This window comes from Geodermatophilus sp. SYSU D00965 (assembly GCF_054050075.1).
On the sequence record NZ_JBJGYQ010000011.1, the window covers coordinates 14,054 to 38,448 of the forward strand.

At 74.2% G+C, this 24,395-nt stretch carries 21 protein-coding genes; 14 read left to right on the forward strand and 7 right to left on the reverse strand.

Annotated features, from left to right (window positions below; genetic code table 11):
- The first annotated feature begins 83 nt into the window (after positions 1-83).
- The 5 genes from ACI789_RS11980 to ACI789_RS12000 all read left to right on the forward strand — a co-directional run bounded on the left by ACI789_RS11980 (position 84) and on the right by ACI789_RS12000 (position 7,083).
- Positions 84-1,625 (forward strand): APC family permease, encoded by a 1,542-nt coding sequence (locus ACI789_RS11980; protein WP_457009244.1) that lies wholly within the window; start codon positions 84-86, stop codon positions 1,623-1,625.
- On the forward strand, positions 1,622-2,668 hold the full coding sequence (locus tag ACI789_RS11985) for an LLM class flavin-dependent oxidoreductase (protein ID WP_457009246.1): 1,047 nt from the start codon (positions 1,622-1,624) through the stop codon (positions 2,666-2,668). The genes ACI789_RS11980 and ACI789_RS11985 overlap by 4 nt, the downstream gene beginning before the upstream one ends.
- 166 nt (positions 2,669-2,834) lie before the next feature.
- Positions 2,835-4,211 carry a PucR family transcriptional regulator gene (locus tag ACI789_RS11990; RefSeq protein ID WP_457009248.1) on the forward strand — a complete coding sequence of 459 codons (1,377 nt, stop codon included), beginning with the start codon at positions 2,835-2,837 and terminating at the stop codon, positions 4,209-4,211.
- Positions 4,212-4,373: 162 nt separating this feature from the next.
- A complete protein-coding gene (locus tag ACI789_RS11995; RefSeq protein ID WP_457009250.1) occupies positions 4,374-4,772 on the forward strand; it encodes a hypothetical protein in 399 nt (132 codons plus the stop codon).
- Positions 4,765-7,083 (forward strand): N,N-dimethylformamidase beta subunit family domain-containing protein, encoded by a 2,319-nt coding sequence (locus ACI789_RS12000; protein ID WP_457009252.1) that lies wholly within the window; start codon positions 4,765-4,767, stop codon positions 7,081-7,083. The genes ACI789_RS11995 and ACI789_RS12000 overlap by 8 nt, the downstream gene beginning before the upstream one ends.
- A gap of 58 nt (positions 7,084-7,141) precedes the next feature.
- Here the strand turns inward: ACI789_RS12000 and ACI789_RS12005 are convergent, their stop codons facing one another.
- Positions 7,142-8,656, reverse strand: coding sequence for a PucR family transcriptional regulator (locus ACI789_RS12005; protein WP_456918462.1), 1,515 nt, complete (start codon positions 8,654-8,656; stop codon positions 7,142-7,144).
- 136 nt (positions 8,657-8,792) lie between these two features.
- Here ACI789_RS12005 and gabT point away from each other — a divergent pair, with 136 nt between their 5' ends.
- Both gabT and ACI789_RS12015 read left to right on the forward strand, forming a co-directional pair.
- Positions 8,793-10,151, forward strand: coding sequence for a 4-aminobutyrate--2-oxoglutarate transaminase (gene gabT, locus ACI789_RS12010; RefSeq protein WP_457009254.1), 1,359 nt, complete (start codon positions 8,793-8,795; stop codon positions 10,149-10,151).
- Between the two features lie 278 nt (positions 10,152-10,429).
- Positions 10,430-13,456: an NAD-glutamate dehydrogenase domain-containing protein gene (locus tag ACI789_RS12015; protein WP_457009256.1), complete on the forward strand. Its 3,027-nt coding sequence runs from the start codon at positions 10,430-10,432 to the stop codon at positions 13,454-13,456.
- An 80-nt stretch (positions 13,457-13,536) separates the two neighbouring features.
- Here the strand turns inward: ACI789_RS12015 and ACI789_RS12020 are convergent, their stop codons facing one another.
- Positions 13,537-14,745 (reverse strand): saccharopine dehydrogenase family protein, encoded by a 1,209-nt coding sequence (locus ACI789_RS12020; protein WP_457009258.1) that lies wholly within the window; start codon positions 14,743-14,745, stop codon positions 13,537-13,539.
- A gap of 109 nt (positions 14,746-14,854) precedes the next feature.
- Between ACI789_RS12020 and ACI789_RS12025 the strand changes: the two genes are divergently transcribed.
- The 4 genes from ACI789_RS12025 to ACI789_RS12040 all read left to right on the forward strand — a co-directional run bounded on the left by ACI789_RS12025 (position 14,855) and on the right by ACI789_RS12040 (position 18,847).
- Positions 14,855-16,363: an APC family permease gene (locus tag ACI789_RS12025; protein WP_456918458.1), complete on the forward strand. Its 1,509-nt coding sequence runs from the start codon at positions 14,855-14,857 to the stop codon at positions 16,361-16,363.
- A 76-nt stretch (positions 16,364-16,439) separates the two neighbouring features.
- Entirely contained in the window at positions 16,440-16,865 is a 426-nt protein-coding gene (locus ACI789_RS12030; RefSeq protein WP_456918457.1) for a universal stress protein, read from the forward strand.
- Positions 16,862-18,247 carry an NAD(P)/FAD-dependent oxidoreductase gene (locus ACI789_RS12035; RefSeq protein ID WP_457009261.1) on the forward strand — a complete coding sequence of 462 codons (1,386 nt, stop codon included), beginning with the start codon at positions 16,862-16,864 and terminating at the stop codon, positions 18,245-18,247. The genes ACI789_RS12030 and ACI789_RS12035 overlap by 4 nt, the downstream gene beginning before the upstream one ends.
- A 123-nt stretch (positions 18,248-18,370) precedes the next feature.
- Entirely contained in the window at positions 18,371-18,847 is a 477-nt protein-coding gene (locus ACI789_RS12040) for a hypothetical protein (protein ID WP_457009263.1), read from the forward strand.
- Positions 18,848-18,984: 137 nt separating this feature from the next.
- On the opposite strand, the gene ACI789_RS12045 is transcribed toward ACI789_RS12040, so the two are convergent.
- Positions 18,985-19,482 carry a Clp protease N-terminal domain-containing protein gene (locus ACI789_RS12045; protein WP_457009265.1) on the reverse strand — a complete coding sequence of 166 codons (498 nt, stop codon included), beginning with the start codon at positions 19,480-19,482 and terminating at the stop codon, positions 18,985-18,987.
- Positions 19,483-19,498: 16 nt separating this feature from the next.
- Positions 19,499-19,720, reverse strand: coding sequence for an RNA polymerase subunit sigma-70 (locus ACI789_RS12050; RefSeq protein WP_456918453.1), 222 nt, complete (start codon positions 19,718-19,720; stop codon positions 19,499-19,501).
- A 354-nt stretch (positions 19,721-20,074) separates the two neighbouring features.
- On the opposite strand from ACI789_RS12050, the gene ACI789_RS12055 reads away from it, so the two are divergent.
- The gene (locus ACI789_RS12055) at positions 20,075-20,761 is read left to right on the forward strand and encodes a DNA alkylation repair protein (RefSeq protein ID WP_457009267.1); all 687 of its coding nucleotides are present in this window, start codon (positions 20,075-20,077) and stop codon (positions 20,759-20,761) included.
- A 48-nt stretch (positions 20,762-20,809) separates the two neighbouring features.
- On the opposite strand, the gene ACI789_RS12060 is transcribed toward ACI789_RS12055, so the two are convergent.
- Both ACI789_RS12060 and ACI789_RS12065 read right to left on the reverse strand, forming a co-directional pair.
- Positions 20,810-21,100, reverse strand: a complete 291-nt coding sequence (locus ACI789_RS12060; protein ID WP_457009269.1) for a VOC family protein — start codon at positions 21,098-21,100, stop codon at positions 20,810-20,812.
- Positions 21,101-21,146: 46 nt separating this feature from the next.
- Complete coding sequence (locus ACI789_RS12065) at positions 21,147-21,449, reverse strand: helix-turn-helix transcriptional regulator (protein ID WP_457009271.1); 303 nt, start codon at positions 21,447-21,449, stop codon at positions 21,147-21,149.
- A gap of 66 nt (positions 21,450-21,515) precedes the next feature.
- Here ACI789_RS12065 and map point away from each other — a divergent pair, with 66 nt between their 5' ends.
- On the forward strand, positions 21,516-22,292 hold the full coding sequence (map, locus tag ACI789_RS12070; RefSeq protein WP_457009273.1) for a type I methionyl aminopeptidase: 777 nt from the start codon (positions 21,516-21,518) through the stop codon (positions 22,290-22,292).
- Positions 22,293-22,320: 28 nt separating this feature from the next.
- On the opposite strand, the gene ACI789_RS12075 is transcribed toward map, so the two are convergent.
- Complete coding sequence (locus ACI789_RS12075; protein ID WP_457009275.1) at positions 22,321-23,712, reverse strand: aspartate aminotransferase family protein; 1,392 nt, start codon at positions 23,710-23,712, stop codon at positions 22,321-22,323.
- A gap of 154 nt (positions 23,713-23,866) precedes the next feature.
- Here ACI789_RS12075 and ACI789_RS12080 point away from each other — a divergent pair, with 154 nt between their 5' ends.
- On the forward strand, positions 23,867-24,361 hold the full coding sequence (locus ACI789_RS12080; protein WP_457009277.1) for an Lrp/AsnC family transcriptional regulator: 495 nt from the start codon (positions 23,867-23,869) through the stop codon (positions 24,359-24,361).
- Positions 24,362-24,395 lie beyond the last annotated feature (34 nt).

The following is a 24,395-nucleotide window of genomic DNA, read 5'->3' on the forward strand; positions in this document are numbered from 1 at the left end:
TCTATAGGTTTTCCGCCGACCTTGTGGCCTGGGGCACACCGACGTCCGTCGGCGGGGCCTGGCCACCGAGCCGAGGAGACCCGGTGACACCACCCGGAGCACAGGCCGGCGGGACCGCCGACGACGCACAACTCGCCGCGCTGGGGTACACCGGCGAGTTCCACCGCAGCATGGGCCTGTGGGCCAACATGGCCCTCGGCTTCACGTACCTCTCGCCGCTCGTGGGCGTGTACTCGCTGTTCGCCTACAGCCTCTCCATCGGCGGCCCGCCGGCGATCTGGTGGATCGTGATCGTCGGCGTCGGCCAGCTGCTGGTGTCGCTGGTGTTCGGCGAGGTCGTCTCGCAGTACCCGCTGGCCGGCGGCATCTACCCGTGGACCCGGCGGCTGTGGAACCGGCGCTACGCCTGGATCGTCTCGTGGGTCTACATCTGGGCGATCATCGTCACCGTCACCTCGGTGGCCGAGTTCGGCGGCGGCTTCGTCGCGGCGCTGTTCAGCATCGACGCCACCCCCGGCGTCGCGCTGGCCACCGCCGTCGCCCTGCTGGTGCTCGCCTTCGCCATCAACTACAGCGGCACCCGCAACCTGGCGCGCATCGCCAAGATCGGGCTGGCCGCCGAGCTGATCGGCGTCATCGCGCTCGGGCTGTTCCTGCTGCTGTTCCGCCGCGAGCAGCCGTTCACGATCTTCTTCGACACCCTGGGCGCCGGCGGGGGCAGCGGCTACCTGGGCACCTTCCTCGCCGCGGCGCTGTCCGGCCTGTTCCTCTTCTACGGCTTCGAGGCCTGCGGTGACGTCGCCGAGGAGGTCGCCGACCCGACCCGGCGGATCCCGAAGGCGATGATCCTGACGATCCTCGTCGGCGGTGTCTCGGGCTTCCTGTCCTACGCCGGCTACGTGCTGGCCGCCCCGGACGCCCAGCTGCAGGCGATCATGGCCGGTGAGGACGTCGACCCGATCCCGACCATCCTCGAGGGCGCGCTCGGCACGGCAGGCTCGAAGGTGTTCCTCGTCGTCACGGTGACCGCCTTCATCTCCTGCGTCCTCTCGCTGCAGGCCGCCGGCAGCCGCCTGCTCTACGCCTTCGCCCGCGACCGCATGCTCCCGGCCAGCGGCTGGCTGTCCCACGTCTCGGAGCGGCACGCCGTCCCCACCAACGCGCTGCTGGTCGTCTGCGTCGTGCCCGTGCTCATCTGCCTGTTCGTGTTCTGGCGGCCGGACTCCCTGGCCCGTGTCACCGCCTTCGCCGTCCTCGGCATCTACATCGCCTTCCAGGCGGTCGTGCTCGCCGCGCTGCGGCAGCGGCTCAAGGGCTGGCGCCCGGCGGGGCTGTGGAACCTGGGCTCGGCCGGCCTGGTGGTCAACGTGCTCGCGCTGGCCTACGGGATCTTCGCGATCGTCCTGCTGATCAAGCCGGCCCCCGGCACGGAGACCTTCCTCGACCGCTGGATCGTGGCGATCGGCCTGGTCATCGTCGCCGGCACCGGGCTGCTGTACCTGTTCCTCGCCCGGCCGGACCGGCACTCTGCGCACATCCCCGAGGGCGACGCCCGCGAGGTGGCCGCCCAACTCCAGCAGATCCGTCGGGACGCCGGTGTCCCGGTGAGGGAGGAGATCCGATGAGGTTCAGCTACGCGATGCTCCCGGACTACCCGCTCGAGGAGTCGATGCGGGCCATCAAGCTCGCCGACGAGCTCGGCTTCCACGCCGTCTACGCCGCCGACGAGACCTGGCACAAGGACCTCTGGCTGTTGTTCGCGGCCGCGTCCCAGCAGACGTCGCGGATCCGCATGGGCCCGAGCCTGTCCGGGGTCGTCCTGCGGGAGCCCTCGCTCATCGCGCAGGCCGCCGCGACGCTCGACGAGCTGACCGGGGGCCGGGCCGAGGTGGTCCTCGGCAGCGGCAACTTCGGCCTGCTCGCCGAGTACAAGATCGACTGGTCGCAGACCAAGCCGCTGTCGCGGGTGGTCGAGGGCGTGCACGTCGTCCGCACGCTGCTCGACGAGGGCGCGATCACCTTCGACGGCGAGTTCTTCCGCTACGACGGGCTGTTCACCTTCGCCCGGCCGGTGCAGGAACGGGTGCCGGTGAAGATGGGCGCGATGCGGGGTCCGCGCTCGTTCGTCGCCGCGGCGGAGCACTCCGACGGCTGCCACCACGCGCTGAGCTACACCCGGGAGGCCTACGACTACGCGGCCGAGCACCTGCGGGCCGGCGCGGAGAAGGCGGGCAAGGACTGGACCACGCTCGACTTCGGTGCGTGGGTGGTCGTCTCGGTCGGGCGCGACTCCGCGGCCGCGAAGGACGCCGCCCGCAGCATGGTCGGCATCTACGCCTCCTCGATGCCCGCCGAGCAGCTCGAGCGCAACGGCGTGGACCCGGCCGACCTCAAGCCGATCATCGACGCGATCGCCGGCGGCGACCTGGCGCGGGGCATCGAGCTGACCACCCCGGAGATCGCGGACAAGCTGTCGTTCTCCGGCACGCCGGAGGAGGTGACCGCGAAGATCAAGGAGATCGAGCCGGCCGGGGTCAACCACCTCATCGCGGCCATCACCGACGCCTCGCTGGTGAAGGCGTTCACGGGTCGCGAGCTGCCCGGCGTGGCCAGCGTGGAGGAGCAGCTGCGGCTGCTCCACGACGAGGTCATGCCCGCCTTCGCCTGAGCCCCGTCCCGCTGCCGCCCGTGACAGGGCGCGGCGGCGGGGTGCACCTCGGCGGGCCGCGGCTGCTCCGTGGCCGGCCCGCCGAGGTGCCCGGGTCCGACAACACGTCCGTGTGAGGAGCTGCCTGTTGTACGGCCCGGAGGCCTCGACGTCCCCTCTGGCGGGCGTGTCCCGCCCTCGTCCGAGCACGGGCCGCCGGCTGCTGCCGGTCCGGGCAGCCGACGCCCCGGCCGGGGAGCGGGGGACGGCGCCCCTGAGCACGGACCTGGACCGGTCGTACGACGGCTGGCCGCCGGTGGTGCAGGGCTGGGACGACGTCGTCTCGGCAGTCGCGACGGAGCTCCTCGTCGAGGTCCCGCGACTGACCCGCGAACTGGTCGGCGAGTTGCTCGTGAGGTTCCGCGACGACCTCGTCCGCGACCGTCAGGAGACGGCGGCTCTCGAGGCGAGTGTCAGCGACAACCTGCACACAATGTTCCGGATGCTCGCCCACCGGGTGTCCAGTGCGAGCCTGACGGTGCCACCGAGCGCCCTCGCGTGGCCGCGGCGACTGGCTCACGACCGGGTGTCCCCCCACTCGTTGCAGCGCATCTACTACGTCGGACACCAGCTCATCTGGCGGCGGTGGGTGTTCCCCCGCCTGGCAGCGGCGGGTCTGCCCGCGTCGGAACTGGCCCGGGCGGCCGAGCACGCGGAGGCCGAGCTGTTCGAGTACCTCGACCGAGCAGCGCAGCAGGTGCTCGCCGAGTACGAGGACGAGTTGCTCGTCCGAGGGCCGTGGGGACCGCACGTCCGGGAGCAGACGGTCCTGGAGCTCCTCGCCGGCCGGGTGCCCACCGACCAGCAGGTCGCGGAACTGGGCTACCCCCTCTCGTCGGTCCACCAGGCGGTGATCGTCTGGCGGGACTCCCGCGCTCCTCTGGGCGTCGCCGCGCTCCACCCGACCAACGTCGCGGAGCGGGTGTGCCGGGCGCTGGGTCGGCGCTACCTGCTGATGGACCGGGGCCCGAACGAGACGTGGGGATGGGTCGAGGTCACCACGGGGGACGGCGCCCAGCCGGCGACAGCCCCCGGGCCCGTGCTCGGGCTCGGGGACCTCGGGGACGTCCACGTCGCGATCGGTCAGGCCGCGACGGGTGTACCGGGGTTCCGCGTCACCCACGAGGACGCCGGGCGGGTGCAGGTGGCCGTCGCGCAGGCCCGGCGTCCCGCCCCGTCGATCACGCACTACGCCGAGATCGCCCTCGTCACGCTGTTGACCGCGGACCGGGACGCCGCCGCGGACTACGTCCGTCGGCAGCTGGGAGAGCTCGGCGGCGACAGCCCGGAGACGGGACGACTGCGCCGGACGATCCGGGTGTTCCTGGACACCGGACGCAGTCATGCCCGGACCGCCGAGGAGCTCGGCATCCACCGCAACACCGTGCGGTACCGCGTGCAGCGGGCCGAACAGCTCCTCGGACGCTCGGTGCACCACGCCGGTTCGGAACTGCACAACGCGCTGCTGATCACCGAGTGGCTGGGGCAGCCGTCCGGCTCCTGACCGCTGTGTGCGCTGCGCACAAGTCGGCGCGGCAGGTCGTGCAGTGGGGCCGATGTGGCACAGCGCACCCGTTCCTAGCCTTTCCACATCCCTCCTCGACGCCCGCGCGCCCCTGCGGCGGCGCCGGGCGATCCCCTGTCCCGGAGGGAGTGAGGAGAAGCGATGGCCCTGTCCGATCCCACGACGACGCGGGACAAGTCCGAGGACTGGATGGAGGAGTTCCGCCGGCGCCGGGTCGAGGCCCTCCGGCCACTGGTCACGCCGGAACTCGTCGAGGCCCACCGGGCCAACCCGCGCGGACCGCACAGCCACGAGTTGAACCTCGTGCTCAACTTCGTCCGCGGTCCCGCGTACCCGATGGACGCCAAGCCCTTCGTACACCTGCGGCACCCCTACGACGACTACGGGCTGGCGCTGATGACGGCTCGCGGGGAACCGGCGACCCTGCTGTCGGACACCCGCTACACGAGCGAGACGGAGGCCGTCCACGCCGTCTTCCTGCAGCGTCTGGCGGCGCACGGCCTCGACGGCGCGCTCGGTCAGGGGGACGGGGATGTCTGAGCTGTTCATCCGGGGCTACTGCGACCGACCGAGCGTCGCGCCCGGCGAGGTCGTCCGCTTCTACGTCAGCACCGACGAGCCGGCCCAGTACGCCGCACGGCTGGTGCGCCTCGGCTGCGCCGACCAGCCCACCGCGGACGGCGGGCAGACCCGCGTCACCGACGGCGACCACGTCGACCACCTGACCTCCACCCCGGTCGGTTCGGACGTCGACGGCGAGCACGCCGGTCGCCCGCAGCGGACGCAGATCGGCGGCCACGTCGTCGTCCCCGACGGAGGCGGCTCGCTCACCGGCGCGAACGGGCTCACCGTGCACGCCTTCGTGTGGGCCACGACCCCGCAGAAGGACCAGGGCGTGGTGAGCCGCTGGGACGACGCGACGGGCAGCGGCTGGGCGCTCACGCTCGAGGACGGCTTCCCGACGCTCACCGTCGCCGACGGCACCGGGACCCGCGCGGTGGTGCGCAGCGAGCGGCGGCTGTTCCCGGAGGTCTTCTACTCCCTCGTCGCCGGCTTCGACCCCGGCTCGGGGGAACTCTTCCTCGAGCAGCGGGTCAGCCTGACCCGGACCAACAGCCGGCTCGGCCACGTGGTGCCCCTGGACTCCGACGCCGCCGCGACGGCCACCGGCACCGTGCCGGTCGCCGACCCACAGGTACCTGTCGTGCTCGCCGGGGTCACCGAGGAGGTGGCCGACGGTCGCACCTGGGTGAGCCGGCTGTTCAACGGCAAGATCGATGCCCCCAAGGTGCTGCGCGGCGCGCTGCCGCGCGAGCAGCGGGACGCCCTGCACACCGGCGGTGTGCCCGAGGGCGCCGAGCTGATCGCCCACTGGGACTTCACGCGGCAGGTGCACGCCGGCGGTGTGGCCTCCGACGACGTCACCGACGTGTCCGGCAACGGCCTGGACGGGCGCTGCGTCAACCAGCCCGACCGGGCGATGACCGGCTGGAACTGGGACGGGCACGAGGAGAACTACCTGCACTGCCCCGAGCAGTACGGGGCCATCTGGTTCCACGACGACTCGCTCGACGACTGCTCGTGGGTCGACCCGTTGGAGCTGCGGGTGCCCGACGGCCTGCGCAGCGGGGCCTACGCGCTGGTGGTCACCTCCGGCGAGCACGAGGACCAGATCCCGTTCTTCGTGCTGCCGCCACGCGGCACCGCGACTGCCCGGATCGCCGTCCTGATCCCGACCCTGAGCTACCTGGCCTACGCCAACAGCCAGGACATGCAGAACGCGCCGACAGCCCAGGCGATCATGGGCGTCTTCACCAGCATCGAGGACCGCGACCTCGAGCTGCACCGCGATCCGCGGTACGGGCTGTCGACCTACGACTACCACGCGGACGGCCGGGGCGTGCAGTACAGCTCGTGGCGCCGACCCCTGCTGAGCATGCGGCCCCGCTACCGCCACGAGTTCGGCTCGCTGTGGCAGTTCCCGGCGGACATGCAGCTGCTCGGCTGGCTGGAGACCTCCGGCTTCGAGTACGACGTGATCACCGATCACGACCTGCACGCCGAGGGCCTGGAGCTGCTCCGCCGCTACAACGTGGTGCTGACCGGCACGCACCCGGAGTACTACAGCGGCCCGATGATGGACGCCTGGGAGGACTACCTGGCCACCGGCGGCCGGGGCATGTACCTGGCCGGCAACGGCTTCATCTGGGTCACCTCCGTGCACCCGGACAAGCCGTGGATGATCGAGGTCCGCAAGGGCGAGACGGGCACCCAGGCGTGGCGGGCCCGGCCCGGCGAGTACCACCACGAGTTCAGCCCCGAGCGGGGCGGCATCTGGCGGATGCGCGGCCGGGCGCCGCAGAAGACCTGGGGCACCGGGATGAGCTCGCACGGGCTGGACGTCTCGACCGGTTACGTGCAGCTGCCCGACGCCCGCGACCCGGCGGTGGCCTGGATCTTCGACGGGATCGGGCCGGACGAGGTGATCGGCGACTTCGGACTGGTCAACGGTGGTGCTGCGGGTCTGGAGATGGACATCTACGACCTCGGTCTCGGCACGCCGCCGCACGCGCTCCTGCTGGGCAGCTCGCACGGGCACAGCGTGAACGCCGTGCTGGTCCCCGAGGAGCAGTTCTTCCCGCACGCGGGGATGAACGGCATCGAGCACCCCCGGATCCGGGCCGACCTGGTGTACTTCACGACCCCGCAGGGCGGCGCCGTCTTCAGCGCCTCGTCGATGACGTGGTGCGGGAGCCTCCCGGTCCGCAACGGGGACAACAACGTCTCCCGGATGACCGCCAACGTCCTGCGGAAGTTCGCTGCGGACGAGCCGGTGGAGGAACTCGTCTGACCGGGCGGGTGGCGTCCCGCGCCGCCGGGACGCCACCCGTGCCGGGCCGCGTGCGTGCTCAGCCGGTGGGCGGGTGCAGGGCCAGCCACAGCTCGGCGCGGACGCCGGGGGAGTCCAGGTCGCGGCCGAGCAGCTCCTGCACCCGGTGGATGCGCTTGCGCAGCGTGTGCCGGTGGACGCCGAGGTGGGCGGCGGCGGGCTCCCACTGGCCGTGGGCGGCCAGCCACGCCCGCAGCGACTCGACGAGCTCGCCGGGTCCGGCCCGGTCGGCGGCGACCAGGGGCGCCAGCGCGGCCTCGGCGAACGCGGTGGTGGCCTCGCGGTCGAGGAGCGCGGCCAGGCCCCGGCCGGCGAGGTCGGCGAAGGCGGTGACCGGCCGGCCCGTCGCCCGCCCGTGCTCGGCGGCCTGCCGCGCCTGCCGCACGCCCTCGGCCAGCCGGCCCCACGGGGCGGGCGGCGCGGTCCCGACGACGGCTCCCGGCACCCGTTCGGGCAGCACGGCCAGCCGCCGGTCCAGCGGCCCGTCGGCGGCGACCAGGACGACGAGGGCGTCGTCCAGTTCCGCGGAGAACACCGGCTCCCGGTCCTGCGCCGCGGCGTCGGCGGCCACGTCGACGGCGGCGGCCCGCTGCTCGGCGCTGCCGAGGACGGCGAGCGGGCGCACCGGCTCGGTCGGCAGCCGGTCGCCGAGCGCGGCGACGGCCGGGGCGACCGCCGCCTCCTCCCCGGCGAGCAGCAGCCGCAGCAGCGCGGCCCGCAGCGCGGCGGTGGCGCTGTCGAGCGCCCGGGACTGCTCCAGCCGCAGGGTCAGCAGCAGCGCGGCGGCGTTGACGACGTGCCGGTCGGCGGCGGGGAACGGCCCGGGGCGCCCGACGGCGAGGAACCCGCGGGTGCGCGTGCCGGTGCCCAGCGACTGCAGCAGCACCGTCTCGTCGGGGCGGGTGAGCGCCGCGCCGGCCGGGGGACGGGTCCCGCGCAGCCGGTCGAGGGCCGGGGCGAGCGCGCCGGCGCGGGACCGGGCGGCGGGCGGCGCCGCCTCCAGCGGCGTCCCGACGGCGTCGACGAGCAGCGCCCAGCCGCCGAGGTGCCGGGCGAGCCGGTCGACGACGGTGGCCGGCGCACCGGGGGCGACCGCGGCGCGGGTGAGCTCCTGCTGGACCGCCGAGGTCCGCGTGACCGCCGCGTACTCCTCCGCCGCCAGCGCGCTGGAGACCGCGCGCGACAGCGCGATGAACGGCGTCTGCCGGGGCACCTCCAGGACGGCGAGACCGTGCGCGTCGGCCGCGGTGACCAGCTCCTCCGGCACCGCGGGCAGGCTCAGGCCGGTGCCCAGCCCGAGGGCGACCACGCCAGCTCCGGCCAGCCGCCGCACGTAGTCCCGCTGACCCGCCGCGTCGGCCGGGAGTGCCAGGCCGGTGCTGAGCAGCAGCTCGCCGCCCTCGAGGAACGGCGTGGGGTCGACCAGCTCGCTGACGTGCACCCAGGCGAGGGGCCGGTCCACCGCGGCGGCGCGGGTGTGCAGCGTCAGCTCCAGGGAGGCGGTGCCCAGCAGCGTCGCGACGGTGACCGGCACGGCAGACCTCTCGACGGTGTGGACACCAGGACGCCTTCGGGACGCCGCAGTGGATGGTACCGACGGCGCGCCCGAGAGCCCACGCTGGACGCCGGATGCCGCCCCGACGGGGTGGCCGGGCTGCGAGGAGCTGGAGATGACCGACGTGCTCACCGGAACCGATCCCGTCGCGCAGGAGCGGCGGCTGGTCACCGAGGTGCCCGGCCCCCGGTCACGGGAGCTGGCCGCCCGCCGGGCGGACGCGGTCACCTCAGCCGTGGGCAGCGTCCTGCCGGTCTACGTCGAGCGCGCCGGCGGCGGCGTGGTCGTCGACGTCGACGGCAACTCCCTCATCGACCTCGGCTCGGGGATCGCCGTCACCAGCGTCGGGCACGCCTCCCCGGAGGTCGTCGCCGCGGTGCAGGCCCAGGTCGCCGCCTTCACCCACACCTGCTTCATGGTCGGGCCGTACGAGGGCTACGTCGCCGTCTGCGAGGAGCTGGCCCGGCTCACCCCCGGCGACCACGAGAAGCGCTCGGCGCTGTTCAACTCCGGTGCCGAGGCCGTGGAGAACGCGGTGAAGGTGGCCCGGGTGGCCACCCGCCGCTCGGCCGTCGTCGTGTTCGACCACGCCTACCACGGCCGCACCAACCTCACGATGGCGCTGACCGCCAAGAACATGCCCTACAAGCACGGGTTCGGGCCGTTCGCCGGCGAGGTGTACCGGGTGCCGATGTCCTACCCGTTCCGCGACGAGCCGGGCATGACCGGGGAGCAGGCCGCCGCCCGTGCGATCTCGCTGATCGAGTCGCAGGTCGGCGCGGACAACGTCGCCGCCGTGCTGATCGAGCCGATCCAGGGCGAGGGCGGCTTCGTCGTCCCGGCGGCGGGCTTCCTGCCGGCCCTGGCCGACTGGTGTGCCCGCTCGGGCGCGGTGTTCATCGCCGACGAGGTGCAGACCGGCTTCTGCCGCACCGGCGCCTGGTTCGCCTCCGAGCACGAGGGCGTCGTCCCGGACCTGGTCACCACGGCCAAGGGCATCGCCGGCGGGATGCCGCTGGCCGGGCTGACCGGCCGGGCCGAGCTGCTCGACGCGGTCCACACCGGCGGCCTCGGCGGCACCTACGGCGGCAACCCGGTCGCCTGCGCCGCCGCGCTGGCCACCATCCGGACCATGCGCGAGCAGGACCTCGCCGGCGCCGCGCGCGCCATCGAGGCCACCATGCTGCCCCGGCTGCGGTCCCTGCAGGAGCGCACCGGCGTCATCGGCGACGTGCGCGGCCGCGGCGCGATGATCGCCGTCGAGCTGGTGGAGCCCGGCACGACCACGCCCGATGCTGCGCTGACCACCGCGATCTCCCGGGCCTGCCACGCGCAGGGGGTCATCACCCTGACCGCCGGCACCTTCGGCAACGTGCTGCGCTTCCTGCCCCCGCTGGTCATCGGGCAGGACCTGCTGACCGAGGCGCTCGACGTCCTCGACGCGGTGTTCGACGAGCACGTCCCGGGCCGGTGAGCGCCCCGGTGGCCGGCCGCCGGATGACAGACCCGGGAGCATCGCAGCGAGCGACCGAGCCGACAGCGAGTGAGCATCGCAGCGAGCGCCAGCGAGCGAGGAGCGGAGCGAGCGCGGAGGCGAGTGATCGCAGAGCGAGCGAGGAGCGGACCGGGTCGCGGAAGCCGGCCGAGGGACACCGCCGGCGGCTGACCCTGCGGCCGGAGCCGGGCCGGTCCGGCGACCGCGTCCGGGGCCTGGTCACCTGGCCCGGCGAGCGTCCGCTGCTGGCCGACGTCGTGCCGGTCCTCGACCGGCTCGGGGTGCGGGTGGCCGACGCCGTCGCCGTCGCGGGGGACGACGGCGCCCCGGCGTCCCGGCTGGAGCTGCTGCTCCCGCCCGGCAGCGCGGCCGCGGCGGCGCTGCCCCGGCTGGAGCAGGCGCTGGCCGCGGCCTGGGCGGGGGAGACCGAGCTGGACGGGCTGTCCCGGCTCACCGTGGGGGCGGGGCTGCCGGTCGGGGACGTCGCCGTGCTCCGCGCGGCCTGCCGCTACCTGGCGCAGGTCGGCCTGGGGCTGTCCCGCGGCTACGTCGAGGAGACGGTGCTCGCCGCCCCGGACTTCGCCCGCGCGCTGCTGGCGCACTTCGCCGCCCGCCACGACCCTGACGCCGTCGACCCCGCGGCCGCCGCGTCGGCCGCCGCGCACCTCGCCGAGCTGCTCACCCGCACCACCAGCCTCGACCAGGACCGCATCCTGCGGGGCCTGCGCGACGTGCTCGCCGCCGTGGTGCGCACCAACCGCTACCAGGTGGACGCCGACGGCGCGCCCCGGCCGGCGCTGGCGCTGAAGATCGCCTCCCGCGACCTGGACCTGCTGCCCGCGCCGCGGCCGGAGGTGGAGACCTTCGTGTGCGCGCCGACGATGGAGGGGCTGCACCTGCGCGGCGCCCGGGTCGCCCGCGGCGGGCTGCGCTGGTCGGAGCGGCCCGAGGACTTCCGCACCGAGGTGCTCGGCCTGGTCAAGGCCCAGATGGTGAAGAACGCGGTCATCGTGCCGGCGGGGGCCAAGGGCGCGTTCGTCGTCCGCGGCGACCTGCGCGGGCTGGACCGCGCGCAGGTGCAGGACCGCGTGGCCGAGGCCTATCGCACCTTCGTCGGCGCTCTGCTCGACGTCACCGACGACCGGGACGGCGACCGGGTGGTGCACCCGGCCCGCACCGTGGTGCACGACGGGCCCGACGCCTACCTGGTCGTGGCCGCCGACAAGGGGACGGCGAGCTTCTCCGACCTGGCCAACGAGGTGGCCGAGCGCCGCGGCTTCTGGCTGGGCGACGCGTTCGCCTCCGGCGGCTCGACCGGCTACGACCACAAGGCCATGGGCATCACCGCCCGCGGCGCGTGGGTGTCGGTGCGCCGCCACCTGCGCGAGCTCGGCGTCGACCCGGACGGGGAGCTGACCGTCGTCGGGATCGGCGACATGTCCGGCGACGTGTTCGGCAACGGCATGCTGTTGTCCGACCGGCTGCGGGTGGTGGCCGCCTTCGACCACCGGCACGTGTTCCTCGACCCGGACCCCGACCCGGCCCGGTCCGCGGCCGAGCGCCGCCGGTTGTTCGGCCTGGCCGGCTCGTCGTGGGACGACTACGACCGCGCCGTCCTCTCCCCGGGTGGGGGCGTGTTCCGGCGGGACGCCAAGACCGTGCCGCTGTCCCCGCAGGTGCGGGCGCGGCTCGGCGTGGACGCGGCGGAGCTGTCCCCGGCCGAGGTGGTCCGGGCGGTGCTGCGGGCGCCGGTCGACCTGCTGTGGAACGGCGGCATCGGCACCTACGTCCGGGCCGACGACGAGACCGACGCGCAGGTCGGCGACCGCGCCAACGACGCGGTGCGGGTGACCGCCGGGGAGCTGCGCTGCCGGGTCGTCGGCGAGGGCGGCAACCTGGGCCTGACCCAGCGCGCCCGGGTGGCCGCGGCGCGGCGCGGGGTCGCGCTGAACACCGACTTCATCGACAACTCCGCCGGGGTCGACACCTCCGACCGCGAGGTCAACCTCAAGATCCTGCTGGCGGGGGTGCCGCGCGCCGACCGGGACGCGGCGCTGCGCGAGGTGGCGGACGAGGTGGCCGCCGCGGTGCTGGCCGACAACGCGCTGCAGGCCCGGGCGCTGTCGGTCTGCGCGGCGCAGGCCCCCTTCCTGCTCGACCGGCACGCCCGGCTGATCAGCGACCTGGAGCGGCAGGCCGGCCTCGACCGCGGCCTCGAGCAGCTGCCGGGCGAGGCCGAGATCGAGCGGCTGCGCCGGTCCGGGTCCGGGCTGACCCGCCCGGAGGCGGCGGTGCTGCTGGCGCACTCGAAGAACCTGGTGCGCGAGGAGCTGCTGGCCGGCGACCTGCCCGACGACCCGTCGCTGGCCGGGGTGCTGTCGGCCTACTTCCCCCGGGCGGTGCGCGAGCGCTGGCCCGACCGGGTGGCCGGCCATCCGCTGGCGCGGGAGATCACCGCGACCCAGCTGGCCAACGACCTGGTCAACCGGGTGGGCCCGGGCTTCCTGCTGCGGCTGGAGGAGCGGCACGGCGTCCCGACCGCGGTCGCCGCGCGCGCCTACACGGTGGCCACGCGGGTGCTGGCGCTCGACCCGGTGTGGGCCCTCGTCGACGGCCTCGTCGGGGGTGAGGTGCCGCTGGCGGTGGAGCGGCTGGCGCTGCCCGAGCTGCAGGCGGCGACCGAGCGCACCGCCGACCGGCTGTTGCGGGCGCACCCCGACCCGGCGCGGCTGACCGCGTCGGCACCCGCGCTGGCCGCCGTCGTCGCCGAGCTCCCGCCGGCCACCTGGCTGGACCGGCCCGGCGTCGAGGGCGACCGCGCCCGCGCGCTGCGGGCGGAGCTGGCCGCGGCCGGGGCGCCGCCGGAGCTCGCCGAGCGGGTCGCCGTCCTGGGCGCCCAGGCCGAGTTGGTCGACCTCGCCGCGCTCGCCCGCGACACGGGGTCGGGGATCGGCGAGGTGGTGGCGGCGCACGCGGCGGTGGGCGAGCTGCTCGAGCTGCCGCGGCTGCGCGGCTGGACGGCGGAGCAGCCGGGGGACTCGCACTGGGTGGTCGCCGCCCGGGCCGCGCTGCGCGACGAGCTCGACCGGCACCGGGTCGCGCTGGCCGGTGCGCTGCTGCGCGACGCGGACGGTGACGTCCAGCGGTTCGCCGAGCGGCACGCCCCCGCGCTGGCCCGGTTCCGGGCCGTGTGCGAGCAGGCCGCCGCGGCGCGGGACGACGTCGTGGCCCGCGGCTGCGTGGTCACCGCGGAGCTGCGCCGGCTGGTCGAGACGGTCGACTGACGAGCTGACCGGCCGGGAGTGGCCCCCTTGCGGGGTCCCGTCGCGAGCTTGCGAGCGGCGGGGGGCAAGGGGGTCCTTTCTCAGCCTCCCTCGCGCATCCCCCAGGGGGACCCGTAGGCGACGAGCAGGTCGAGGAAGGGCACCGCGTCGAAGGCCTCCGGGCCCAGCACCCCGCGCCCCTGCCACAGCCCGGTCGCCAGCAGCTCCAGGGCGATCACGGGGTTGACCGCGGTCTGCCAGACCACCGCCTGGGAGCCGTACTCGGCCATCGACCAGGCGTTGTCGACGACGTGGTACAGGTACACCTGCCGCGGGCTGCCGTCGGTGCCGGTGCCGCTGACCCACAGGCCGGCGCAGGTCTTGCCGGTCATCAGGTCGCCGAGCCCCGCGGGGTCGGGCAGCGCGGCGGCGACCAGGTCGCGGGGGGAGACCTCGACGTCCCGGACCCGCACCGGCGTCGTGGAGTCCAGGCCCAGCTTGTGCAGCGTCTTGAGGACGTCGATGAACTCCGACCCGAGCCCGTACTTGAAGGTGACCCGTCTCGCGTCGACCCACCGCGGCATGAGGAGCACCTCCTCGTGCTCCACGTTGACGCACTCCACCGGGCCGATGCCCTCGGGGAAGTCGAACACCTCCGGCTCGCTGAACGGCTCGGTGGTGAACCAGCCGCGGTCGCGCTCCCACACCACGGGCGGGTTGAGGCACTCCTCGATCGTGGTCCAGATGCTGAACGACGGCGCGAACGTGTAGCCGCGCACCGTGAGGTCCGAGCCGTCCCGGACGCCGAGCTCGTCGATCTCGCGGAACAGGTGGTCGGCGGCGTAGCGGGCGAAGACGTCGGAGAGCCCCGGCTCCACCCCGATGCCGACCAGGGCCAGCCGGCCGGCCGCCTCCCACTCGCCGGCGAGGGCGAACTGCTCGTCGCCGAGCTTCACCCCGGTCTGCTCGTAGGGCCGTTCCGGGTGCGGGCGGGACAGCGACATGGCCATGTCCAGGTAGTGCACGCCGGCGGCCAGCGCGGCGCGGAACAGCGGCATGACGAAGCGCGGGTCGGTCGCGTTGAGCAGCGCGTCGCAGCGGTGCTCGGCCAGCAGCGCGCGGACGCCGTCCTCGTCGCTCGCGTCCACCCGGGCCGCCACGAACCGCGGGTCGCCGGTCGCGACGACCGCCTTCTCCGCGCGGGCGAGGTCGTAGTCGCCGACGACCAGCCGCTCCACGAACCCCCGGCGGGCCGCGATCGCGGCGACCGCGCTGCCGACCCCGCCGGCGCCGACGAGCAGGATGCGCATCTCCCACCTCCACAGGTGGCGGCCACCCTAGCCACTACTTCCGTGGTCGTCCCAGGGTTGAGACCGGCAAACCCTTGCCGACACGCCGTTGTGCTGCGATAACCGTCGCATGAGCGCGGAGCCCGCGAATCCCGCCGTCCGCCCGGACACGGAGGCGACCCTCCGCCCGGGCGCGATCGGCTTCGTCGACGCCCTCGTCATCGGGCTGGCGTCCACCTCGCCGGCGTACTCGCTGGCGGCCATCATCGGCGCGCTCGTCGCGCTCACCGGGGTCAACACGCCCGGCGTGCTGCTGGCCTCGTTCGTGCCGATGCTGCTGATCGCCTCTGCCTTCGCCGCGCTCAACCGGGTCGACCCCGACTGCGGGACGACGTTCTCCTGGGTGACGCGGGCGATGGGGCCGTGGGCCGGCTGGATCGGCGGCTGGGCGATCACCATGACCGGCGTCCTGATCATCGGGTCGCTGGCCAACGTGGGCGTCGTCTTCACGCTGCGGACGCTGAACCTGGACTCGCTCGCGGAGAACACCGTGGTCGTCCTCGTGCTCACCGTCGCGCTCATCCTGCTGATGACCTGGATCTGCGTGCTGGGCACCGAGCTGTCGGCGCGCCTGCAGAACGGGCTGATCATCGCCCAGACCCTCGCCCTGCTGGTGTTCGCGGCGGTGGCGATCGTCCGCGGCGTCACCGGGAACAGCCCGCTCGGCGGCCTGGACCCGAGCTGGAGCTGGCTCAACCCGTTCGGCGCCGGCGGGGCGGCGCTGTCCGGCGGCCTGCTGCTCGGCGTGTTCGCCTACTGGGGCTGGGAGTCGGCGGTCAACCTCACCGAGGAGACCCGCGACTCGACGTCCACGCCGGGCCGGGCCGCGATCGCCTCCACGATCGTCCTGCTGGTCACCTACGTCGGCGTCGCCATCGCCGTCCTCGCCTTCGCGGGCACCGACTACCTCGCGGAGAACGCGGACGAGGAGGAGGCGATCTTCGCGCTGCTGTCCACCGAGGTGATGGGCGGCTGGGACTGGGTGGTCCTGCTGGCCGTGGCCACGGCGGCGATCGCCTCGACCCAGACGACGATCCTGCCCGCCTCGCGCACCGGGCTGTCGATGGCGCGGCGGCACGCGTTCCCGCGCCGCTTCGGCCACATCTCGCCGCGGCACCGCACGCCGGACGTCTCGACCTGGTGGGTGGGCGGCATCGCCAGCGTGTGGTTCGTGGCGGTCAGCCTGCTCAGCGAGAACGCGCTGTTCGACTCGATCACCGCCCTGTCGCTGCTGATCGCCTTCTACTACGCGCTGACCGGCATCGCCTGCGCGGTCTACCACCGCCGGCAGCTGACCCGCAGCGTGTCGTCGTTCCTGCTCATCGGTGTGGGCCCGCTCGTCGGTGCCGGGCTGCTGATCTGGCTGCTGGTGCTGGCGATCCGCGACATCTCCGACCCGGCGAACTCCTACACCGGGCAGGCGTGGCTGGGGGTCGGGCCACCGCTGGTCATCGGCGTCGGCATCTTCCTCGTCGGCGTCGTGCTGATGTTCGTCTGGCGGACGAAGGACGGCCGGTACTGGCAGGAGCGGCCCGGGATCGCCGGGGACCGCATCGAGGTCGACGAGGACCTCCGGTGAGCACCGCGAGGACGACGGGCGAGCGAGCATCGCGAGCGCCGGCGAGCGAGGAGCGGAACGAGCCCGGAGTCGAGCAGTGAGCATCGTCCTCGGGTACGACGAGTCGCCGGGGTCGCGGCCGGCCCTGCGCATGGCGATCTCGCTGGCCGCCCGGTTCGACGAGCCGCTGGTCCTGGTCTACGGCGTCGAGCCGCCGGGTGGGATGGGGGAGGAGTTCCAGGCCCACCAGCGGGCGATCACCGAGCTGGGCCGGACGGCGGTGTCGCACGCGGTGGAGGAGGCCGAGGCGGCCGGCGTCGCGACGGTGGTCGAGGTGCTCTCGGAGAAGCCCGCCCAGGCGCTGGTCGACGCCGCGCACCGGCACGACGGCCGGGTGATCGTCGTCGGCACGCGGGGCGAGAGCCCGCTGCGCGGCGCGTTCCTCGGGTCGGTGTCACACAAGCTGCTGCACCTGTCCGACCGCCCCGTCCTGTGCGTGCCCGCGACGACCGACGAGGGATGAGGCCGCCGCGCTCGCTGTCCCTCTGGCACGACACGCTGCCCGCCGGGGAGCTCGAGCGCCGGCGGCCGGCACTGACCGGGCCGACCGAGGCCGACGTCGCCGTCGTCGGCGCCGGGTTCACCGGCCTGTGGACCGCCTACTCCCTCGCCCGGCGGGATCCGGGCCTGCGGATCGTCGTGCTGGAGCGGGAGTTCGCCGGGTTCGGCGCCTCCGGCCGCAACGGCGGCTGGCTGTCGGGCCTGCTGCCGGTCGAGGAGGACGCCGTGGCCGCCGCGTCGTCCCCGGCCGCGGCCGCCGCCTGGCGGCGCGCCGCCGAGGACACCGTCGACGACGTGCTGCGGGTGGCCGACGCGGAGGGGATCGACGCGCGGGCCGACAAGGGCGGCTACCTGTGCCTGGCCACCTCGGAGCTGCAGGCCCGGCGGCTGCGCGCGGAGGTGGCGGCGGCACGGCACCGGGGTCGCGGCGAGGAGGACCTGGGCTGGCTCCCCCGCGCGGAGGCCCGGGCACGGGTGGCCGCCGACGGGGTCTTCGGCGCCACGTTCACCCCGCACTGCGCCGCCCTCGACCCGGCCCGGCTGGTCCGCGGGCTGGCCGACGCGGTGGAGCGGCGGGGTGTCGTCGTCCACGAGGGGACGCCGGTGACCGGGATCGCCCCGCACCGGGTCCGCACCGCCGCGGGGGAGGTGCGGGCCCGCGTGGTGGTCCGGGCGCTCGAGGGGTACACGCCCGGGCTGCCCGGCCACCGCCGCACGCTGCTGCCGGTGCACTCGCTGGTGCTGGCCACCGAGCCGCTGCCGGCCGAGGTCCGGGCGGAGATCGGCTGGACCGGCCGGGAGACGCTGGGCGACGCCCGCCGGCTGCTCGTCTACGCCCAGTGCACCCGGGACGGCCGGATCGTGTTCGGCGGTCGCGGCGCGCCCTACCGCTTCGGGTCGCGGACCTCGCCGTCCACCGAGCGGGCCCGCGGCGTGCACGACGCGCTGCGGCGCTCGCTGGTCGAGTTGTTCCCGGCGCTCGCCGGCGTCGCGGTGACGCACCGGTGGGGCGGCGTGCTCGGCGTGCCGCGGGACCGGTGGCCGTCGGTCGGCTACGACCCCGGCACCGGGCTGGCCCACGCCGGCGGCTACAGCGGGGACGGCGTGGCGCTGGCCGCGCTCGCCGGTCGGACGCTCGCCGACCTGGTCACCGGGCGGGACAGCGAGCTGGTCCGGCTGCCCTGGGTCGGGCACCGCTCACCCCGGTTCGAGCCCGAGCCCGTGCGCTGGCTCGGCGTCAACGCCGGGATCGGCCTGGCCGGGCTCGTCGACGACCGCGAGCGGCGCACCGGCCGCCCGGCCCGCCTGCTCGACCGGGCGATGACCGCCCTCACGGGTCACTGAGTTCGCACGAGACGCCCGGTCGCCGCTCGGTCTCGATCCGGACACGGGTCCCCCGCTGCACCCCGCGACAGGGCGGATGGCGGAGACTGCGGCGGTCGGGACCACGCCGACCGAGGAGGAGCCGTGCGCCGGACGTGGTCGGCCATCGCCCAGGTCCGGCTCGCCCCCGTCCGGCTCGCCCCCGTCCGGCTCGCCCCGGCCCTGCTCGCCCCTGTCCTGCTCGCCCCTGTCCTGCTCGCCTCGGCGTGCGGCCACGGTGCCACGGCCGGCGGTGCTGCCTCCTGCGTCGGTCCCCAGCTCGTCGGCCTCTCCCCGGATCGAGGTGCCGCGCTGACGTCGACCGAGCTGACCGTCGAGTGGCTGCGCGAGGGCTGCAACGACCACGGCGGCGCCGACGAGGAACGCGCCCGGCGCGACGTGCCGGTCTACTTCGTCCGGGAGCGGACCAACACGCGGGTCGGCACCGTGACCGGTTCCGGGGACCGCTACCGCGCCACCCTGCGCTTCCAGGTCCCCGACACCGCGACGCCCGGCCCCGCGCTCCTGTACCTCGGGGACCCGAGCACCGGGTCGGTCCTGGGCACGTTCACCGTCGAGTGAGTACGGCTGATGAGGGTGGTGGATGGGTCATCACCGGTGGTGTTCCGCCGGAGTCGCTCTGCGCGCCGCTTCCGCAGCCAGTTGCCGAACAGTCCTCCGGTCACGCCACTCATCAGATCTCCGAGGAGGTCGAACGTTCAGCTGATCCCGGCCTCGGCGCAGGCGACCTCACGGAGGCGGTCGCGGTCCACGCCGAGGGCAGCGAGGGCCCGGGCCGTGGTCCCGTGCTGCAGACGGGCGGTCGCCGCGACGACGTGCGCGCCCTTCAGCCCAGACGGCTTCGTCGACTTCGACAGCGCGACGGCCTCCTGGAAGACCTGCTGCGCCTGGGGCGTCGAGCGGAAAGCGCCGGTGGCCGGGCTGTGCAGTCCGGCGGCTCCGCCAGAGCGGTCCTCGATCCCCACTGCGGCCAGCGCGCCCTCGTGCGCCTCCTCGATCGCGGTGCGCAACCGCTGCGGGTCGACGCCGAGGCGTTCCAGGGCACGGGCCGCGCTGCCGTCGGGCAGGGCCGTGGCGGCAAGCAGCAGGTGCTCCGGTCCGGGCGTCTGCTCCCCGCCGCTGCGCGCCTCGGCTTCGGCCTGGGTGAGCAGCCGCTTGATCGTGCGCATGTCCCGCACCGCGTTGACGATCCCCATCGGTCATCCCTCCTGATCAGCGGCCGCGCCGGGCGCGGACCTCGGATGCGAACTTCTTGTGCGCGGCCTGGGCGCTGATGCCCAGTGCCTCGCCGACCTGGGCCCACGTCCAGCCCTGAGCGATCGCCTCGACCACCGCGGCGACCTCCAGCCGGGCCGCCAGCCGGCGCAGGGCGACCACTGCGGCCAGCGCGGCCTCCGGGTGCTCCGGCGCAGGCAGGGCATCCAGTTCGGCCATGCACATCAACCTACGTTGATGGGACCCGCCCGTCAACCATCGTTGATGGTGCACCACGGGAAGCGCGACACCCGTGATCCGGCCCGGGCGTGACCGTGTGGCCGTGACCCCACTCCTCCGGCCGCCCGAGTCAGTGCTCGCAGTGGAAATGGACCCATGCCATCACCCTCGTCAGCCGTACTCACCGTCGAGTGAGCCGAGCGACGGTCACGAGGGGGCCGGTGCGCTGGTGGCCGGCCGGGGTGTCGTACCGGCATCATCTACTGCTCCCGCGGCGTGTCCGCGCAGCACCTGCACAGCAGACCGACCCCCTCGTCACGGGCTGGACGCCCCACGGATCGACAGGAGACTGGGATGACCCAGACGGCGGCGACCCGGACGACGGCGGCCGAGGTGATGGCCGAGCTGGCCGAGCTCGAGGAGCCCCGGATCCGCCAGGTCAACGCCCGGCACGGTGACGACCACGGCGTGAACCTCACCCAGCTGCGCGCGCTCGCCAAGCGGCTCAAGACCCAGCAGGACCTCGCCCGCGAGCTGTGGGCGACCGACGACAGCGCGGCGCGGCTGCTGGCTCTCCTGATCTGCCGGCCCAAGGCGTTCGAGCGCGACGAGCTGGACACCATGCTGCGCCAGGCCCGCACGCCCAAGGTGCACGACTGGCTCGTGAACTACGTGGTCGAGAAGAGCCCGCACGCCGAGGAGCTGCGCCTGGCCTGGTTCGCCGACGCGGACCCGGTGGTCGCCAGCGCCGGCTGGGCGCTGACCACCGAGCGGGTGGCGAAGGCCCCCGAGGGCCTCGACCTGCCCGGGCTCCTCGACACCATCGAGGCGGAGATGAGCGGCGCGCCGGACCGCCTGCAGTGGGCGATGAACCACTGCCTGGCCCAGATCGGGATCGAGCACGCCGAGCACCGCGCCCGGGCCATCGACATCGGCGAGCGCCTGGAGGTGCTGAAGGACTACCCGACGCCACCGAACTGCACGTCACCGTTCGCGCCGACCTGGATCACCGAGATGGTGCGCCGGCAGCACGGCGAGTAGGAGGCGGACTCGGCGAGCGTGCGGGCACTGGGCACCGGTGCGGCTCTCCTACCGACCGACGCCGGCCATGTCCTGGGTCTCCGGGGCCACGTCCGCTCCCTCCGCCCGCAACTGGGCGAGCATCGCGTCCAGGTCGCGGACGCGGAAGTCGAGCATGGTCTGCTGGGTGCGGGCGCCGAAGTACCCGGTGTCGGCCTCGAAGGTCGCGAACACCGTCCCCCCGGCGTCCTGACGCCCCAGGCCGTGCTCGTCGGCGTCCAGGCCCAGGCAGTCCCGGTACCACGCACCCAGGGACGCCGGATCGGTGGCGCGCAGGAAGTGGCCGCCGATGCCGAGCACGCGTTCCGTGTCGCGATCCTGCCGCGCCGGGGTCGCCCCGGCCCGGCTACGAGACCAACCGCTCGCCTGGGTCGCGACCCGATCGTGCGGGTTCGACGCCACCGCTGGACTGGTTGACCTGCGCCCACAGCGCATCGAGGGAGAGGCCCAGCACGTCGGCGATCGCGGCCACGGTCGGGAAGGCCGGGGTGGCGACGCGACCGGACTCGATCTTGCGGAGGGTCTCCGGTGAGACCCCTGCCTCCAGCGCGGTGGTGAGCATCGAGCGTTCCCCCCGGGCACGGCGCAGGAGGGCGCCGAGACGCTGGCCGCGTTCGACCTCGGCCGGGGTGAGCGGCAACCGGACCACGGCGCCGATTCTAATACCGGGATACTGTTACCGGGATAGTTGTACGGCCCGCGGGGGAGGAAACCGATGATCGAGATTTTGGACGCGACGGAGCTGCCCCGGGCCCGCGAGGCAGGCGCCCTGGTCGCCGGCATCCTGCAGACGCTCAAGAGCCGCTGTCAGGTGGGCACCAACCTGCTGGACGTCGACCGGTGGGCCCGGGAGATGATCACCGAGGCCGGTGCGCAGTCCTGCTACGTCGACTACGCGCCGTCCTTCGGGCGCGGGCCGTTCGGTCACCACATCTGCACGTCGGTCAACGACGCGGTGCTCCACGGGCTGCCCTCCGACCACGCGCTGGCCGACGGCGACCTGCTCTCGCTCGACCTCGCCGTCTCTGTCGGCGGGGTCGTCGCGGACTCCGCGATCAGCTTCATCGTGGGGGACTCGCGCCCGGCGGAGAGCGTGGCGCTGATCCGGGCGACCGAGCGCGCGCTGAGCGCGGGGATCGCCGCGGCCCGCCCCGGCGCTCGCGTCGGCGACATCTCGGCCGCCATCGGCGCGGTCCTCGGCGAGGCGGGGTACCGGGTCAACACCGAGTTCGGCGGCCACGGCGTCGGCTCGACGATGCACCAGGACCCGCACGTCCCGAACGCGGGCCGGCCCGGACGTGGCTACCGGCTGCGGCCCGGACTCCTGCTGGCGCTGGAGCCGTGGGTCATGGCCGACACCGCCGATCTCGTCACCGACGCCGACGGCTGGACACTGCGCAGCGCGACGGGCTGCCGGACGGCGCACAGCGAGCACACGATCGCCATCACCGCCGACGGAGCCGAGGTCCTCACCCTGCCCCCGAAGGCGTAGCCGTGAGGGACCCCGTCGCCCCGCCCGGTCAGAGCCTCGCCCAGGCCTCCGTCAGCACCGCGCGCAGGACCTGCTCCATCTCGTCGAACTCGGCCTGCCCGCAGATCAGCGGCGGGGCCAGCTGGACGACGGGGTCACCGCGGTCGTCGGCCCGGCAGTACAGGCCGGCCTCGAACAGCGCGCCGGAGAGGAACCCGCGCAGCAGCCGCTCGGACTCCTCGGCGTCGAAGGTCTCCTTGGTCGCCTCGTCCTTGACCAGCTCGATCCCGTAGAAGTACCCGTCGCCGCGGACGTCGCCGACGATCGGCAGGTCCAGCAGCTGCTCCAGCGTGGCGCGCAGGGCCCCCTCGTTGTCCAGCACCCGCTCGTTGAGACCTTCCTCCTCGAACAGGTCGAGGTTGGCCAGGGCGACCGCGCAGCTGACCGGGTGGCCGCCGAAGGTGTAGCCGTGCGGGAAGGACGCCCGCGAGCGCAGGAACGGCTCGACGACCCGGTCGGAGGCGATCATCGCGCCGATGGGGGAGTAGCCGGAGGTCATCCCCTTGGCGCAGGTGATCATGTCGGGCACGTAGCCGAATTTGTCGCAGGCGAAGGTCGCGCCCAGCCGGCCGAAGGCGCAGATCACCTCGTCGCTGACCAGCAGCACGTCGTGCCGGTCGCAGATCTCGCGCACCCGGGTGAAGTAGCCCGGCGGCGGGGGGAAGCAGCCGCCGGCGTTCTGCACCGGCTCGAGGAAGACCGCCGCCACCGTGTCCGGCCCCTCGAACAGGATCGCCTGCTCGATCTGGTCGGCGGCCCACCGGCCGAACGCCTCCGGGTCGTCGCCGAACACCGGCGCCCGGTAGATGTTGGTGTTGGGCACCCGGAAGGTGCCGGGCACCAGTGGCTCGAAGGCCTCCTTGAGCGCCGGGACGCCGGTGATCGACAGCGCGCCCTGCGTCGTCCCGTGATAGGCGACGGCCCGGCTGACCACCTTGGTCTTGCCCGGCTTCCCGGTCAGCTTGAAGTACTGCTTGGCCGCCTTCCACGCCGTCTCCACCGCCTCGCTGCCGCCGGTGGTGAAGAAGACGCGGTTCAGGTCGCCGGGCGCAGCCTCGGCCAGCCGCTGGGAGAGCTCGATCGCCGTGGGATGCGCGTAGGACCACAGCGGGAAGAACGCCAGGTCCTCCGCCTGCCGCGCGGCCGCCTCCGCCAGTCGCCGGCGCCCGTGCCCCGCCTGGACGACGAACAGCCCGGACAACCCGTCGAGGTAGCGCCGGCCGCGGTCGTCCCAGATCTCCGCCCCGCGGCCGCGCACGATGACCGGCGGCGGGGTGTCGCGGTACGCGCCCATCCGCGAGAAGTGCAGCCACAGGTTGGCGGCGGCGTCCGCGCCGACCGGCTGCCCAGTAGGAGTGACGTCCTGCTCGGTGGTGGTCATGACTGCGGATCCCGTCGTCGGGGGAGGGGCCGAGGTGGCGGAATCGTAGCGAGGAGCCACCCGTACAGAGGACCCCGTCTGCGCCCGACCCCGGATACGATCCGCAGAGCCCGGAGCCGCCGGGACGACGGACCGCTGGCGGGGAGGCGGGGCAGTGAGCATCCGGGGACAGTTCGTGCTGGACGACGTCTCGCGCGCGATCATCGAGCAGCTCCAGGAGGACGGCCGCCGTCCCTACGCCCGCATCGCCACCGCCGTCGGGTTGTCCGAGGCCGCGGTGCGCCAGCGCGTGCAGCGGCTGCTCGACGCCGGCGTCATGCAGATCGTCGCGGTCACCGACCCGCTGCAGGTCGGCTTTTCCCGGCAGGCCATGGTCGGCGTGCGGACCGGGGGCGACGCCCGCCTGGTCGCCGACCGGATCGCCGAGTTCACCGAGGTCGACTACGTGGTCATCACCGCCGGGTCGGTCGACCTGCTCGTCGAGGTGGTCTGCGAGGACGACGACCAACTGCTCGACCTGGTCACCCGCATCCGCGCCGTGGACGGCGTGGAGGCCACCGAGACCCACCTCTACCTCGGGCTGCGCAAGCAGACCTACGCCTGGGGCACCCGGCGCTCCCCAGTGCTGGCGAGCGAGCCGGAGGCCTGAGCGCGGCCCCCTACTGCCCCCACCCCCGCGTCGC